The sequence below is a fragment of the Mariniflexile litorale genome, from assembly GCF_031128465.2.
GTDB lineage: Bacteria > Bacteroidota > Bacteroidia > Flavobacteriales > Flavobacteriaceae > Mariniflexile > Mariniflexile litorale.
Window position 1 is genome coordinate 822496 of record NZ_CP155618.1, and the last position, 15565, is coordinate 838060.

At 31.1% G+C, this 15565-nt stretch carries 22 protein-coding genes; 11 read left to right on the forward strand and 11 right to left on the reverse strand.

Annotated elements, in window-relative coordinates; all coding sequences use genetic code 11:
• Positions 1-42 precede the first annotated feature (42 nt).
• The 8 genes from QLS71_RS03215 to QLS71_RS03250 form a co-directional block, all read right to left on the reverse strand.
• Positions 43-1068, reverse strand: a complete 1026-nt coding sequence (locus QLS71_RS03215) for an endonuclease/exonuclease/phosphatase family protein (RefSeq protein ID WP_308990476.1) — start codon at positions 1066-1068, stop codon at positions 43-45.
• A gap of 1 nt (position 1069) precedes the next feature.
• Positions 1070-1930, reverse strand: coding sequence for a rhomboid family intramembrane serine protease (locus QLS71_RS03220; protein WP_308990477.1), 861 nt, complete (start codon positions 1928-1930; stop codon positions 1070-1072).
• Entirely contained in the window at positions 1930-2697 is a 768-nt protein-coding gene (locus tag QLS71_RS03225) for a rhomboid family intramembrane serine protease (protein ID WP_308990478.1), read from the reverse strand. The genes QLS71_RS03220 and QLS71_RS03225 overlap by 1 nt, the downstream gene beginning before the upstream one ends.
• Positions 2698-2700: 3 nt before the next feature.
• On the reverse strand, positions 2701-4554 hold the full coding sequence (gene mutL / locus QLS71_RS03230; RefSeq protein ID WP_308990479.1) for a DNA mismatch repair endonuclease MutL: 1854 nt from the start codon (positions 4552-4554) through the stop codon (positions 2701-2703).
• A 3-nt stretch (positions 4555-4557) separates the two neighbouring features.
• Positions 4558-4845, reverse strand: a complete 288-nt coding sequence (locus tag QLS71_RS03235; RefSeq protein WP_308990480.1) for a riboflavin synthase subunit beta — start codon at positions 4843-4845, stop codon at positions 4558-4560.
• A 17-nt stretch (positions 4846-4862) separates the two neighbouring features.
• Positions 4863-5093, reverse strand: a complete 231-nt coding sequence (locus tag QLS71_RS03240; protein WP_308990481.1) for a hypothetical protein — start codon at positions 5091-5093, stop codon at positions 4863-4865.
• Positions 5094-5298: 205 nt separating this feature from the next.
• On the reverse strand, positions 5299-5784 hold the full coding sequence (gene ribH, locus QLS71_RS03245; protein WP_308990482.1) for a 6,7-dimethyl-8-ribityllumazine synthase: 486 nt from the start codon (positions 5782-5784) through the stop codon (positions 5299-5301).
• Position 5785: 1 nt separating this feature from the next.
• Complete coding sequence (locus QLS71_RS03250) at positions 5786-6556, reverse strand: tetratricopeptide repeat protein (RefSeq protein ID WP_308990483.1); 771 nt, start codon at positions 6554-6556, stop codon at positions 5786-5788.
• A 140-nt stretch (positions 6557-6696) separates the two neighbouring features.
• On the opposite strand from QLS71_RS03250, the gene QLS71_RS03255 reads away from it, so the two are divergent.
• From QLS71_RS03255 to QLS71_RS03275, 5 genes are all read left to right on the forward strand, one after another.
• A complete protein-coding gene (locus tag QLS71_RS03255) occupies positions 6697-7776 on the forward strand; it encodes a DNA replication and repair protein RecF (protein ID WP_308990484.1) in 1080 nt (359 codons plus the stop codon).
• Positions 7777-7837: 61 nt separating this feature from the next.
• Positions 7838-8134: a DUF721 domain-containing protein gene (locus tag QLS71_RS03260; RefSeq protein WP_209655276.1), complete on the forward strand. Its 297-nt coding sequence runs from the start codon at positions 7838-7840 to the stop codon at positions 8132-8134.
• 96 nt (positions 8135-8230) lie between these two features.
• Positions 8231-8422, forward strand: coding sequence for a cold-shock protein (locus QLS71_RS03265; RefSeq protein ID WP_034044451.1), 192 nt, complete (start codon positions 8231-8233; stop codon positions 8420-8422).
• A gap of 156 nt (positions 8423-8578) precedes the next feature.
• Positions 8579-8770, forward strand: coding sequence for a cold shock domain-containing protein (locus QLS71_RS03270; RefSeq protein ID WP_308990485.1), 192 nt, complete (start codon positions 8579-8581; stop codon positions 8768-8770).
• Positions 8771-8912: 142 nt separating this feature from the next.
• Positions 8913-9104 (forward strand): cold shock domain-containing protein, encoded by a 192-nt coding sequence (locus QLS71_RS03275; protein ID WP_308990486.1) that lies wholly within the window; start codon positions 8913-8915, stop codon positions 9102-9104.
• Positions 9105-9190: 86 nt separating this feature from the next.
• Here the strand turns inward: QLS71_RS03275 and QLS71_RS03280 are convergent, their stop codons facing one another.
• A complete protein-coding gene (locus QLS71_RS03280) occupies positions 9191-9610 on the reverse strand; it encodes a nucleoside-diphosphate kinase (protein WP_308990487.1) in 420 nt (139 codons plus the stop codon).
• A 178-nt stretch (positions 9611-9788) separates the two neighbouring features.
• Between QLS71_RS03280 and QLS71_RS03285 the strand changes: the two genes are divergently transcribed.
• The 5 genes from QLS71_RS03285 to QLS71_RS03305 are packed head-to-tail and all read left to right on the forward strand — an operon-like array spanning position 9789 to position 13934.
• Positions 9789-10808 (forward strand): bifunctional oligoribonuclease/PAP phosphatase NrnA, encoded by a 1020-nt coding sequence (locus QLS71_RS03285; protein ID WP_308990799.1) that lies wholly within the window; start codon positions 9789-9791, stop codon positions 10806-10808.
• On the forward strand, positions 10801-11349 hold the full coding sequence (gldI, locus tag QLS71_RS03290; protein WP_308990488.1) for a gliding motility-associated peptidyl-prolyl isomerase GldI: 549 nt from the start codon (positions 10801-10803) through the stop codon (positions 11347-11349). The genes QLS71_RS03285 and gldI overlap by 8 nt, the downstream gene beginning before the upstream one ends.
• Before the next feature lie 2 nt (positions 11350-11351).
• The gene (locus tag QLS71_RS03295; RefSeq protein WP_308990489.1) at positions 11352-12479 is read left to right on the forward strand and encodes a peptidylprolyl isomerase; all 1128 of its coding nucleotides are present in this window, start codon (positions 11352-11354) and stop codon (positions 12477-12479) included.
• 47 nt (positions 12480-12526) lie between these two features.
• Complete coding sequence (gene lgt / locus QLS71_RS03300; RefSeq protein WP_308990490.1) at positions 12527-13456, forward strand: prolipoprotein diacylglyceryl transferase; 930 nt, start codon at positions 12527-12529, stop codon at positions 13454-13456.
• A 1-nt stretch (position 13457) separates the two neighbouring features.
• Positions 13458-13934, forward strand: coding sequence for a DUF192 domain-containing protein (locus tag QLS71_RS03305; RefSeq protein WP_308990491.1), 477 nt, complete (start codon positions 13458-13460; stop codon positions 13932-13934).
• Positions 13935-13963: 29 nt separating this feature from the next.
• On the opposite strand, the gene QLS71_RS03310 is transcribed toward QLS71_RS03305, so the two are convergent.
• Positions 13964-14635 carry a uracil-DNA glycosylase family protein gene (locus QLS71_RS03310; RefSeq protein ID WP_308990492.1) on the reverse strand — a complete coding sequence of 224 codons (672 nt, stop codon included), beginning with the start codon at positions 14633-14635 and terminating at the stop codon, positions 13964-13966.
• 63 nt (positions 14636-14698) lie between these two features.
• On the opposite strand from QLS71_RS03310, the gene QLS71_RS03315 reads away from it, so the two are divergent.
• Positions 14699-14833, forward strand: coding sequence for a 30S ribosomal protein THX (locus QLS71_RS03315; protein ID WP_308990493.1), 135 nt, complete (start codon positions 14699-14701; stop codon positions 14831-14833).
• A 6-nt stretch (positions 14834-14839) separates the two neighbouring features.
• Here the strand turns inward: QLS71_RS03315 and QLS71_RS03320 are convergent, their stop codons facing one another.
• A complete protein-coding gene (locus tag QLS71_RS03320) occupies positions 14840-15565 on the reverse strand; it encodes a hypothetical protein (RefSeq protein WP_308990494.1) in 726 nt (241 codons plus the stop codon).

The following is a 15565-nucleotide window of genomic DNA, read 5'->3' on the forward strand; positions in this document are numbered from 1 at the left end:
TCAAAGATGCAAAGCTTCAAAGTTAAGATAACAGGTATGAGACTAATCCACTAAACTCAAAGTAGCCATGATAGGATAATGATCGGAATAATGTTGATTATACGCCTTGAACCCATTAACAGTAAAGACTTCATCTGAAAAAATATAATCTATACGCACGGGAAAAAATTTGAATTCATAAGTGCGTCCAAAACCATTGCCAGCTTCTTTAAAAGTATCATTTAAATCTCCTTTAATTTTTCGGTATACGTACGAATACGCTGTATTATTAAAATCACCACAAATAATCGTTTTATAATGACATTGTTTTTTATGTTTTAAAAATATCTCCGATTGAAACTGTTGTCTCATAAAGGTATTTTCAACTTTCTTAAAAATACGTGATGTACTTTCTTGTTTAAGCTTTTCTACATCGGTATCGATTTTCAAGGATTGTAAATGAATATTATAAACTCTTATTGTATCTTTTCCTTTTACTACATCGGCAAAAATGGCGTTATTATGAGTGTTTGGAAACTCTAAAGATCCCGAATTTATTATTGGAAACTTAGATAAAATAATTTGCCCATTATGTATTTTTTTTCCTGAAATTTTTTCAAATTTATACTTAAAAAAAGAAAAATCGACACTTGGACTTGGTCGATAATCTTGAATACATAAAATATCGGGAGCTTCGGTTTTAATAAAACCTACTATTTTAGTATCAATATTTTTTTGAGGAATCCAGTCATACAAATTAAACAACCTTACATTGTAATTCATCACTTTAATATTATTTGTGCTTTCAATTTTTTTTGAAGACGAAAATCTATATAACGACCCAAATACCATCTGTCCAATTAAAAGCACCAGTAACGATGCTATGAGTTGTTTTCTAACCCTAAGTAACCAGTATAAAAAGAACAGCACATTACATAAAATCAAAAAAGGCACCCCTAAACTAAGTACAGATAATACAGAAAAGGTTCTGGGTGGTAAAAAAGGTAAAGCATAAGCTAATAACAGAACAACAGCAACCAAAATATTGATAACGTAAATAATCTTATTTATAGTGCTTAATTTTTTCATACTATTTCCCTGCCCTGAATAAAAATTCTTTTTCTTCTACCGTTAAACTATCGTAACCGCTTTTGCTTATTTTATCTAAGATAACATCAATTTTCTTTTGATTATTAAACTCGTTAAAATCTGATTTAGTATATCCTCCAACTTTACTCTTATTTTTATGAACCGTTTTCAAAGGCCCTTTTTTTGATGGTTTAAACAGGCTAACAACCAAGTCTACTAGATGTTCGAAACCTTTTCCTATATCGTCACCCTTTAATAATTGTTTTGCATAAAAATAGCCCAATAAGGCGCCTCCTAAGTGTGCCAAATTCCCACCCGCATTACCTACTTCAGGATTACGAATGCCTGTAAAAACACCTAACACATCTAGTATTATGATTGCTAATCCAATATACCAAAGCTTTAAGTTAAACATAAAGAATCGCACCTCTTGATTGGGCATATAAGCACAAAGAAAAATCAATAAGGCTCTTACTGCTGCCGATGCCCCAACTAAATTAGAATTAGCACCAAATACACTTGGAAACAGGGTATAACATAACATAAACAACAATCCGCCAGACATGGCTCCAAGAAAGTAAATATTCAAAGCCATTTTTGCACTAAATAAATTTAAAAACATACGTCCAATAACATATAACCAAAGCATGTTAAAAAGAATATGTAAAAAATCATAATGTACAAAAGCATAGGTAATTAGTGCCCAAGGCTTCAATATAAAATTACCTAAATCACTAGGTAATTCAAACCAATTTAAATTTAGCAACAATGCTAGAATATATACAGCTAGGTTAGCCACTATAATTTTTTCTAAAACATTCAGGTTGGCGAATTTATATTTTATGTCGTTTGTTAAACTCATTAATCCCAACGATTTCTGTTAAACTGATTTTTCTTCCAATACCACATAATAAAAAAGCCTGTAAGTGCTCCACCAACGTGTGCCATATAAGCGGTGTTACTTGGACTAAAGAAAGACTGACCTGTAATACCCGATACTAAATCTAAAATAATAATTCCAGGAATAAAATATTTCGCTTTTATAGGAATGGGTAAAAATATAAGCATCAATTCTGCATTAGGGTTCATCATACCAAATGCTGCCATGATACCCATAATACATCCGGAAGCACCAACCATAGACGCATTAAACACTGGAAATATATTTTGTAATTCCATAAGTTGCGATTGCGAAACACCTTCAAATACTTTATTAGTAGTAAGCATTTGAGTTATTTGCTCTGAACTCAACCCTGAAGCTATTAAAGAATTATAGTTTGGCAGGTATTGAAAATAATAATACCCTACTTGCAAAGCAACAGCCCCTAATCCAGCTGAAAAATAAATAAACAAAAAGCGTTTTGAACCTAAAACCTGCTCCACAGGAGAACCAAACATCCATAAAGCAAACATATTAAAAAGAAGGTGCATAATGCTTAAATTATCTAAATAAGCCCCACCATGCATAAACATATGCGTAATAATTTGCCATGGTTTAAACAAATCATTTTTTGGAAAATACATAGCAAACCATTCATAAAAAGCACCATTTGCTACAAATAGTGTTCCTATAAACATAACTACGTTAATAATTATTAAATGCTTAACGGTTTCAGAAATTCGCATCATAATTTATATAAATTTTTTATCTAATTCGTCAACACTCATGGTTATAAATGTTATTCGGTTAGTAGGTGATACATTGGGTTCTTTACATGCAAATAGTTTATTTACTAAATGCTCTTGCTCATCTTTTTCTAGTGATTGCCCTCTTTTTATAGCTAAACTTTTAGCCATCGATTTCGCTAATAAATCGGTGGCACTAAAATGCGTATCGGGTACTTCATTTTCAACATCACCAATTAATTGTTCTAAAATAATAGACACTTCGCTTTCTGGTACAGACACAGGAACTCCTGTAATTTCAATAGCTTCATTAGTAACGTTTGAAAACACAAAACCAGTATGTTCTAAGTCTTCTTTTAATTGGCTAATAATTTGAATTTCCTGTGAAGAAAAATGCAATTCTAACGGAAACAGCAATTGTTGACTCATACCTTCCTTAATTGTTAAATTCTTAAGAAAATCTTCGTACAGAATTCGTTGATGCGCGCGGTGTTGATCGATAACCAACATACCCGATTTTATAGTGCTTACAATATACTTATTATGAAGTTGATAGGTGGTTTTTGTTTGTTCTATTTTATTATCATCGCTAAAAGCCGATATAGTTGTTTCTTCACTTTCAAAATGAACTTCGCTAAAATTGTGATTGGTTTTAGTTCCTTTCGATTCTAAACCCACATACAAACCATCCCAGTTAGATGTAGATTGCTTTTTGAAAGTGGGTGTTTGTTTTACATCTGTATAGTTATTCTCCTTAAATGGATTATAACTTCTATCTACTTCAATAACTGGTATGTTTGATTCTTTATTACTAAAATTGTATGGCGTATCTAAATTGGCATCCCGCTCAAAATCAAGCACGGGCGCAATGTTAAATTGTCCCAAACTATGTTTTACTGCCGAACGCAACAAGGCGTACAAAGTGTGTTCATCATCAAACTTAATCTCTGTTTTTGTGGGATGAATATTGATATCTATAGTTTGTGGATTCACCGCTAAATTTAAAAAATAACTGGGATGATTCCCGCTCTTTAACAACCCTTCAAAGGCAGATGAAATAGCATGATTTAAATACGGACTTTTTATAAATCTATCGTTCACAAAAAAATATTGCTCGCCTCTGGATTTCTTCGAGTATTCTGGTTTCCCAACAAAACCTGAAATTTTTAAAACTTCGGTTACTTCTTCAACAGGTACTAATTTTTCATTTGTTTTATTTCCGAAGATATTCACAATACGTTGTCTGTAATTACTAATAGGAAGATTAAAAGATTCACTTCCGTTGTTATACAAAGCAAAACTAATAGTAGGATGTGCCAAGGCTACCCTATGAAACTCATCGAAAACATGGCGCAATTCTACCGTATTCGATTTTAAAAAATTACGTCGCGCAGGAATATTAAAAAAAAGATTTTTTACAGAAATTGAAGTCCCGGTTGGTGTTACTACAACCTCTTGGGATACAATAGTACTACCTTCTATAACAATACAATTGCCAACTTCGTCTTGTTCTTGCTTTGTTTTTAATTCTACATGTGCAATAGCCGCAATACTAGCCAAAGCTTCACCGCGAAACCCTTTGGTGTTTAGATGAAATAAATCGTCGGCTGTACGAATTTTAGAAGTGGCATGACGCTCAAAACTTAATCGAGCATCAGTAGTACTCATACCTTTACCATTATCAATGACTTGAACGAGTGTTTTACCAGCGTCTTTTATGATAAGTTTAATTACTGTAGCATTAGCATCTATAGCATTTTCCAATAGTTCTTTAACTACCGAAGCAGGACGTTGTACAACTTCTCCAGCAGCGATTTGGTTTGCTACATGATCTGGTAATAGCTGTATAATGTCTGCCATGTATTATTTAGAAAAGAATATAGATAAATCGAATTCGATGATTGCTAAAAATATAAAAACTAACACTGCAACAATAATTAAAATACGTTTGTCAGCTTTTTTATCTGGGTTGTTTTTTAAATCGTCTAAAGCATTATTCAGTTTTGTTTTAAAACCTACATTGCCTCCCACAGTTTTTCTATGTTCGTCAAATTTATGTTTAATTTCAAACGGATTACCTTCACCTTTATCGTCAAAATACCGTGGTGTATAACTAAACTTTTTATTTTTTCGCAGTTTTAAAATTCCCATGATTTCTAAATTTTTGGTTACATATATTTGTTTTCTAACAAATACATGCAAATCAATAATAATACCAAAACAATAATGAGTGTTCGTATTGGCATAGCGCCTTTTACTTTTCGGCTTCTTTCGCTATTACGCTTCCACTTAGAAACAAATTCTATTTTCTTAGAATCTTCTAAGTTAGCATCTGAATCCTTTTCTTTTGAAAAAGAGGATTGATAATTAAAGGATTTATGTTTGTGTTGTTTTAACAAAGTGAATACGTTCTTATCCCTCAAAAATACTTAAAAATAGGCAGAAACGAAGAATAGAATTACTAAAAAATGTTAACATTTGAAGTTACGAAGACTCAAAGAAACAAAGCTTCTAAGTTAAAAAGGATGTTATAACGAAAATTCTCTATAAACTACAAAGTTTTAGCTTAGAAACTTTGCATCTTTGTAGCTCTGGAACTCTTCCTTAACTATTTTTTCGCAGTTCAGCCATTTTAATAGCGGCGATAGCAGCTTCTGTACCTTTGTTCCCATGTTTACCACCAGAACGATCTATAGATTGTTGCATGGTATTATCAGTAAGCACACAGAAAATTACAGGGGTTTCATGTACCACATTCAAATCTTTAATTCCTTGTGTAACACCTTCGCATACAAAATCGAAATGTTTGGTTTCTCCTTGAATAACACAACCAATAGCAATAACTGCATTTACCATTTGTTGCTGCATTTTTTTACTTCCATAGATAAGTTCGAAACTTCCAGGAACGTCCCAACGGATGATATTACTTGGCAAGGCACCGTTTTCTACAAGCGCATCATAAGCCCCTTGAAACAGCCCTTCAGTAATGGTATCATTCCACTCTGAAACAACAATCCCAAACCGAAACTTATTCGCATTTGGGATTGTTGTTTTATCGTAATCAGATAAATTTTTATTTGCCGTAGCCATATTATTTATTTGTCAATACTTGAGCTTTACCAATAAACACTTCGATAGAGGTAGCTTCAGACGAATTTGGAAATTCATCTTTAATTTTGTTAAAATAAGTAAGCGCTTTATCTGCTTTACCTAAATCTAAAGCAATAATCCCCGCTTTGTATAAATACATAGGTGTAGTGTATTCATTATTACGTAATTCTGCAGCTTGCTCGTAATAATCTAAAGCATCTTCAGATTGATTTAATTGTGCAAACGCATCACCAATATTTCCTTTAGCTAAAGGTGCTAATATTTCATCCTCACTTTTAAAATCACTTAAGTGCTCTATAGCATTCTTGTAATCTTTTAAATGTAAATAAGCAGTACCAGCATAGTAATTAGCTAAGTTAGCAGATGGTGTACCACTATGCTCCTTAATAATATCCAACATACCAAATTTACCTTCTCCTCCTTTTAAAGCTAAGGTATAAAGCGAATCTTTAGCAGTACCATTTACAGCATCATTAAAATATTTTTGAGCTTGAAACATATCGTTCATAGCCGTAACTTGTTTTGGCTTGGACACAAACTCATTATAACCTAAATAGCCTAACACAACTACAGCAACAATACCTACAAGAATAAAGATGTATTTTTGATTCTTTTCTACAAAAGCTTCTGTTTTTGATGCTGACTCATCAAGTGTATTAAAAACTTCGGCTGTAGTAGAATGTTGTTCTACGTCCTCTATCTTTTCTTCTTTTGTTTTAGGTTTGTATCCTCTTTTATTATAAGTAGCCATGTATTTTATCTAAAATTAATGCGTCGCAAAAATATAATTTTTCTTCATAACTAAAAGGTTATTTATTTGATATTTTTCAATAATTTGCACATCCTTTTAAAGAGTCGCATTTTCTGTGTACCTTTTAAGTTAATTTTTTTATGATTTTAAAATCACTTTCATTACTAAATTACAAGAATTTTGACAGCAAGTCATTCATTTTTAGCGAAAAAATAAATTGTATTGTTGGTAATAACGGTATTGGAAAAACAAATGTTTTAGACGCTATTTATCATTTATCTTTTGGAAAAAGTTATTTTAACCCTGTTGCTTCACAAAACATAAAGCATGATGAAGATTTTTTTGTGATTAATGGTGATTATGAAAAAGAAAACAAAACCGAAAAAGTAGTGATTAGTTTAAAACGCGGACAAACCAAAGTTATTAAACGCAATGGCAAGCCTTATGAAAGATTTAGCGAACATATTGGCTTTTTACCTTTAGTAATTATTTCCCCTGCCGACAGAGACTTAATCATTGAAGGCAGCGAAACCCGCCGAAAGTTTATTGATAGTGTCATTTCACAAAGTGATAAAACGTATTTAAGCAACCTCATAAGTTACAATAAAATACTAGCGCAACGCAACGCCTTATTAAAGTATTTTGCATTAAACCACACCTTTAATAAAGATACTCTAGACGTTTACAATACTCAATTAAACGATTTTGGCGCCGTAATTTTTGAAAAACGTGATGCTTTTTTACAAACATTCATTCCCATATTCAAAGCACGTTACGAAGTAATTAGTAATGGTAATGAAATAGTAGAATTGAACTACCATAGCGATTTATTTGAAGACAACCTAAATACGCTGCTGCAGAAAAATATTAATAAAGACAAAGCGTTACAATATACTAGTGTGGGCGTTCATAAAGATGATTTACATTTTAATATTGAAAGCCATCCTATTAAAAAATTTGGTAGTCAGGGCCAACAAAAATCTTTTTTAATAGCTTTAAAATTGGCTCAATTCGATTTTATAAAAGCTCGAAGTAACGTAAACCCGATTTTATTACTTGATGATATTTTCGATAAATTAGATGAAAATCGAGTGGCTCAAATAATTAAATTAGTTGATAACGAAGATTTCGGGCAACTTTTTATAAGTGACACACACCCTGAACGCACTGAAAATGTTGTAAAACAAGTGCACCAATCGTATGAAATTTTTAAGTTGTAAATGAGACAAGATAAAGATATAAAAATCACAACACCCAAACGTCTACAATGAAGAACCAAACATGGCAAAACGCAACAACGAACATATAAGCATATCTGACGCCCTTAAAGAATTTGTTGAAACCAATAAATTAGAGAAAGGCTTAAACAAGGTAAATGTAGCCGATGCTTGGGCTAACCTTATGGGCAATGGTGTTAACAATTACACGACCGCTGTAAATTTAGAACGCGACACTCTTTACATACAACTTAATTCAAGTGTTTTACGTGAGGAATTAAGTTATGGGAAAGAAAAAATAATTAAGATGCTTAATGAAGAATTAGGAAAAGAAATTATTAAAAAATTGATTCTAAGATAATTGACAATTAAATTTAAAATAAAAAAAACAATAAAAATTTACAATCTATAAAAAATTATACTACCTTTGTTCCTTAATTTTTTATAAACAAACATAATGAGTAAAGGTACCGTAAAATTCTTCAATGATTCTAAAGGTTTTGGATTCATCACTGAAGATGACAACAACAAAGAACATTTCGTACACATTTCAGGACTTATCGATGAAATTCGTGAAGGTGATGCAGTTGAATTCGATCTACAAGAAGGTAGAAAAGGATTAAACGCCGTAAACGTAAAAGTAATCTAATACATATACTTTAACAATTACAATTAAAAGTCTATCAATCAATTTGATAGACTTTTTTGTTGAATTTCACTTCAAAATAAAATTAACTGAAAAATATATGGTATTTAATGATATTTAGCGGTACTTTTGAAGTAATTAATAATTAATATTTATAACATGAGTAAAGGTACCGTAAAATTCTTCAATGATTCTAAAGGTTTTGGATTTATCACTGAAGATGACAACAACAAAGAACATTTCGTACACATTTCAGGACTTATCGATGAAATTCGTGAAGGTGATGCCGTAGAATTCGATTTAGAAGAAGGCAAAAAAGGTTTAAACGCCGTAAACGTAAAAGTAATCTAATACATATACTTTAACAATTACATTAAAAGTCTATCAATCATTTTGATAGACTTTTTTATTTTTATAAACTTTCTAAAAAAAACATTTTTTTTTTAATATTTTTTTATATTACATTTATACTATTAATTTAATAATTTTAAGTATGAGTAAAGGGACAGTTAAATTTTTCAACGACTCCAAAGGGTTTGGATTTATAGTTGAAGATGGTTCAAAAAAAGAACATTTTGTTCACATTTCAGGTTTAATTGACGAAGTTCGTGAGGGCGACGAAGTTGAATTTGAATTAAAAGAAGGTAAAAAAGGATTAAACGCAGTAAATGTAAAAGTAATTTAATAAATACTATTTAATTTTTTTAAGACACAAAAAAATCCCGCAACTATGTTGCGGGATTTTCTATTTATAAACTTGTTTATGAGGTTTTAAAACATCTCTCTTCCTGAAAAATGAAAAGCGCTTTCAATTACAGCATTTTCATCACTATCACTTCCATGTACAGCATTTTCACTTATAGAAACTGCAAATAATTTTCTAATAGTACCATCAGCAGCATCAGCTGGATTTGTAGCTCCTATTAAAGTTCTAAAATCTTCAACAGCATTATCTTTTTCCAAAACTGCAGCTACTATCGGGCCACGTGTCATATATTCAACTAAGTCTGCAAAAAATGGACGCTCATTATGTATTGCGTAAAAAGTTTGAGCATCTTTTGTGGTCATTTGTGTTAATTTCATTGCAACAATTTTAAACCCTGAAGCTGAAATTTTTTCTAATATTGCGCCTATATGCCCTTTTTCTACAGCATCTGGCTTTAGCATTGTAAATGTTCTATTTGTTGCCATTGTCTTATTTTAATTTTATTCAGTTATAATAATTTGATAAATAGGTCTTCATGAGCTTACAAAAAATAATTTTTCAGAAAACAAACTAACAAACCTCTTGTAATTTCGGTGCAAAAGTAAGGTATTATCATTAAAAAACAAGTCATTGAATTTTAAAAAAATTGTATCTTCGCCATCTATGAATAAACAAGATATTTCAAATATAAAACACCTATTATCAATCCCAAAAAAGATAGTAATTGTACCCCATAAAAACCCTGATGGTGACGCTATTGGCTCCACATTAGGACTGTATCATTATCTCACAAAAAACAATCATCAAGTACAAGTTATAACACCTAACGATTACCCGTTTTTTTTAAAATGGATTCCGAGTGAACAAAACATATTAAAATACGATTCACAAACAGAAGCTTGTGATAGTTTAATAAATGATGCCGATATTATTTTTACTTTGGATTTTAATGCATTGCACAGAGCTGGAAATATGGAAACCATTCTAGCTGCAAGTAAAGCTATTAAAATAATGATTGATCACCACCAAGCACCAGATGATTATGCTACATATGTGTTTAGCGACGTAAGCATGAGTTCTACTTGCGAAATGGTGTATCATTTTATTGATATGTTAGGTGATTTAAGCCTTATCGACACCAACATTGCTACATGTTTATATGTAGGTATTATGACCGATACAGGTTCGTTTAGATTTCCTTCAACCTCTAGTGAAACACATCGAATTATAGCCGATTTAATTGATAAAGGTGCTAATAATTCGGTAATTCATAATAACATTTATGACACAAATAGTTATAAAAGCTTGCAATTATTAGGCTGTGCTTTAACTAATTTAAAAGTTATTCCAGAATCTAAAACTGCTTACATAACACTATCTCAAGAAGAATTAAACCGGTACGATCACAAAAAAGGAGATACTGAAGGTATTGTGAATTATGGCTTATCATTAGATAATGTTGTTTTAGCTGCAATTTTTATTGAAGACAAACAAGAAGGTATTATCAAAATCTCTTTGCGTTCTAAAGGCAGTTTTTCTGTAAACGAAATGTCTCGGTCTCATTTTGAAGGTGGTGGCCATATAAATGCAGCTGGCGGAAAAAGCTCTTTATCTTTAAAAGATACCGTTGAAAAATTTATTAGTATATTGCCTAGTTATAATAAAGCCCTAAACAATGAATAAATTAGTCCTACTTGTTTTAATCTTACTAGCCGTTATTAGCTGTAAACAACCAGAAGCCAGACGCCCTGTTTCTGTAAGTTCCGGTTCTTTTATTAATGCTTCCGTAGAACGAAACAAAAAATTATATGCTCACGAACAATCTCAAATAGAGAAAATCATGAAGCAGCATAAAGACAATAACTATATCGCATCAGAAAGTGGTTTTTGGTATTACTACAATACCAAAGTTGAAATTGATTCATTTGAAACTCCTGAATTTGGAGACATCGTGAACTACGATTACAATGTAAAAGCACTAAACGGTAGCTTAATATATTCTAAAGAAGAACTTAAAACGCAAACCTATGCCATGGACAGAGAAGAGTTATTTACCGGACTTCGCGAAGGCTTAAAACTTTTAAAAACGGGTGAAACAGCTACTTTTTTATTTCCTTCTCAAAAAGCCTATGGTTATTATGGTGATGAACATAAAATAAGAAGCAACACCCCTTTAATATGTGAAGTTACCATACATTCTATTAATCAAAATCAAACAAATTAGTAATGACTCCTTTAAAACATTTTTTTAAAGCTTTATTAGTTACTGTTGTAATAGTAATTACATCTTGTAAAGCACAATACCCCGACCTAGAAGATGGTATTTATGCTGAATTTGTTACCACAAAAGGCATTATGGTAGCTAAATTAGCTTACGATAAAACACCTATTACTGTTGCCAATTTTGTGTCGCTTGCAGAAGGTACCAACACAATGGTGGACAGTGCTTTTAGAGAGAAAGATTTCTACAACGGTCTTATTTTCCATAGAGTAATGGACAAATTCATGATTCAAGGTGGAGATCCAACTGGTACGGGTAGCGGAGGTCCTGGCTACCTATTTATGGATGAATTTCATCCAGATTTAAAACATGACAAACCAGGTATTTTATCTATGGCCAATTCGGGACCCAAAACAAATGGCAGTCAATTTTTTATTACTGAAGTCCCTAAGCCACATCTAGATAATGTTCATTCTATATTTGGTGAACTTGTCATTGGTTTAGATATTCAAGATAGTATTTCTAATGTAAAAACAGGTCCAGGAAACAAACCCATTGAAGATGTCGTTATTGAAGAACTAAATATTATAAGAAAAGGGAAATCTGCTAAAAATTTTGATGCTCAAGATGTTTTTGTTAATCATTTTGCTAAAGCTGAAAAACTTGAAAAAGAAAAAATAGCTAAAGCCGAAGCTCTTTTAAAAGACACAAAAAAAAGATTTACAAAACAACAAGAACAAGCAACTACTTTAGCCTCTGGTTTAAAATATATTGTTACTAAAAAAGGTACTGGTAAAGATTTAAAAGAAACTAGTAAAGTTTTAACCAACTACTCGTTGTATTTAGAAGACGGAAAAATACTTGATACCAACCAATTAGATATAGCTGAAATTTTTGGCATTGTTAATAATCATAGAAAAGAAGCCAATCAATACCAACCTATAGTGGCAGATTTAAGTCCTAATGCACAAATGATTGCTGGCTTTAAAGAAGGCTTACAACAATTACGGGAAGGTGATAAAGCGACACTATTTATTCCATACCATTTAGGTTATGGTGAAACAGGAAACAGGTCCATCCCACCTAGAACAAATTTAATTTTTGAAGTAGAAGTATTAAAACTTCAAAAATAATTTTATAAAAAAGCATACTAATAAAAAACGCTGTAAATTATAACTCTATGTACCTATTAAAATTTGATTGGAATCCCATAACAGGCATCGACATTATTGGAAATTTCAAACTACACTTCTACAGCCTCATGTGGGTGGTAGCCTTTGTTTTAGGCTGGTATATTATGAAGCGTATATTTACTAAAGAAAAAATATCTTTAGAATATCTAGACCCTTTATTTATATACACGGTTTTAGCAACTATGATTGGAGCACGTTTAGGGCATGTGTTATTTTATCAATCTGAATTAATATCTGAAGATTTTTTTAGCATCTTTCTACCTTTTAAGTTTAAAGGCGGTTTTGAATTTACAGGTTTTCAAGGACTTGCAAGTCATGGTGCTGCTATAGGTATTATTATAGGTATGTACTTGTACCGTAAAAAATACAACTATAAATCCTTACTTTGGATTTTAGACCGTGTGGTGATATCGGTTGCTTTGGGCGCTATATTTATTAGAATTGGAAACTTTATAAATTCTGAAATTATTGGAAAAATCACTGATTCTTCTTTTGGCGTTCGTTTTATTCAAGATGAATACTATAAAAACCAAATTGTACAATTAACAGGTATTAATGATATTCCAAAAGCTTACAATGCTGTTACTAATAATCCGCAATTTGCAGAATTATTGAATGCTGTTCCATACCGTCACCCTGCACAATTATACGAATCATTCTGTTATATTTTTGTATTTTTAATTTTATGGTATTTCTATTCTAAAACAACAAAAAGAGACCAAACTGGATTTCTTTTTGGATTGTTTTTAATTCTATTATGGACTGTACGTTTCTTTGTTGAATTTGTAAAAGAACCTCAAGGAGAAGAATACATCAATTGGTTCGGGTTAAATACGGGGCAATGGTTAAGCATTCCTTTTATAATTATTGGTCTCTATTTTATGTTTATCTATAAACCTAAAACTACAGTTAAATAAGATGTTTATTAAACATATTACATTAATTTCTATTTTGACTTTAAGTGTTTTTGCTTGTAAAGAAGATAAAAAGCCTATTAAACAAACTGATATTTCATTTAAAAAAGAAGGTGAGCTTAGTATTTTTAAATTGGTAGATTCTACCAGTTTGAAAATAGATATTGAAATAGCTGACACCGATTTTGACATCCAAACCGGATTAATGTATCGCGATTCCATGAAAAAAAACCAAGGCATGTTATTTGTTTTTGATGATGAAACTGAACGGTACTTTTACATGAAAAACACTAAAATAGCATTGGATCTTGTGTATATTAACGGAGCAAAAAAAATAGTTAGCTTTCAAAAAAATGCTAAACCATTTGATGAAACTTCACTCCCATCAAACGAGCCTGCAAAATATGTTTTAGAAGTTAACGCTGGTTTAACAGATGAATGGTCTCTTACCGTGGGCGATAGTATCAGCTATAGCGAATAAACTTCAACCTTATACTATACCACAAGCTATTAAAAAAACTCTTTATACTGCATCACTCGAAAATCGAAGGTGTTAAATTGATGATTTTTAGCTTTTAAATGTTTGTATAAAGGTAGTTTACTTATTGAAATATTTGCAGCACCAGAACTCGAAGTTAGTGAAACGGTTTTAATAATTCTGGAGGAAGAGTCCAAATTACCCTTTAATTTAAATTGGTGTATTCTAGGCACTTCAGAAGAAATAACTTCTAACTTTAAGTCAAAGTTTTTAAGATGTTTTCTAAAGAAATATTCGGGTCCATTTTTGCTATTTCCACCAGTAAACAGAAGCGTATCAATATTTGGAAATGCCTTTAAATAGCCTATCAAATTTCTTAGTTTTATGTTTTTCATACCCAAATCTGAAGCGTCAATTTTATCACGTTCACAACTTTCAACAATATCACAAACGCCAATTTTATAATTTATCAAAAATGATTTGCGTTCATTGACTGCTTCTTGAGAATTATCATACCTTAAATTGAGATTATAAATTTTATCGATAAAAAACCACAGCGAATTATAATAACTTCCATAACAAAAATCAACATCTTTTTCTAAAAGCTGTCCCATTGAAAAACGTGGAGGAGGCAGTGTGCCCACAATTAACTTGGTAGTATCTGGTTGAATGAATGGTTGATATGGATGCTTATGTACAAACAACTTTTTTACTTTGATTTTTATATGAATTTTTGTATTTTATGGCTATTAAAAATAGATTAAATTATGGGAAAAGGAGATAAAAAAACAAAACGAGGTAAAATAAATCGAGGTACTTTTGGTGCTAGACGCCCTAGAATAAAAAAGAAACCTTCTATTGAAAGTAAAATTAGCATTGATAAAAAAGCCATTGTAAAATAATGGCTTTTAGCTAAGTTCTACCAAAAGTTTTTCAACCTCCTGAACCGTGGTTCTATAAATGCGTTTATTTGCACTTGTCATGTTTTGAGATTCAATCTTTATTTCTTCTAATATTTCTTTAGCATCAGTTGCTTTATCTTTGCTTATTAAAAACTTAGCAAGTGCTAAACGCTCATTGTAAAAGGAATAGCGAATGTCTATTTTTCTTAAATTCGCCTCTGCTGCTTCAAAATTCCCTAATTTCTCTAAAGCTAAACCATATAAAAATTGAGCTCTCGATTTTTTAAATTCAGATTGATTTTGAATTTTTTCAGCAAATAAAATAACTTTATTATAATCTTTAAGACCATAATATGCCTCTATTAATTTATTGGTAACATAAAAATCGTTTTGAGAGCTATCTTCCAACGCCGCTAAATAATGTGGTATGGCATTTTTGTAATCCTTAATATCTAATAATGCATCGGCTAAATTAACTCTGTTTTGGTAAGTCTCAGTAAATTGGAGTCGCTTTTCTAAATCTTTAATCTTTTTTGTAGGATTGATAACTGAAACTATTTCCTCTTGAATCTTTTCTGCATCCTGTTTGTTATAAACTTGAGTTATTAGATAAATAATGGAACCTATAACAGGTATAAACATGATTAAAAAATACCAGTAATAGGCATTTCTGTTTTTATACGCATGATAAATACAATAGCCTTGAAGTAATAGAATTAAATAATATGGCAT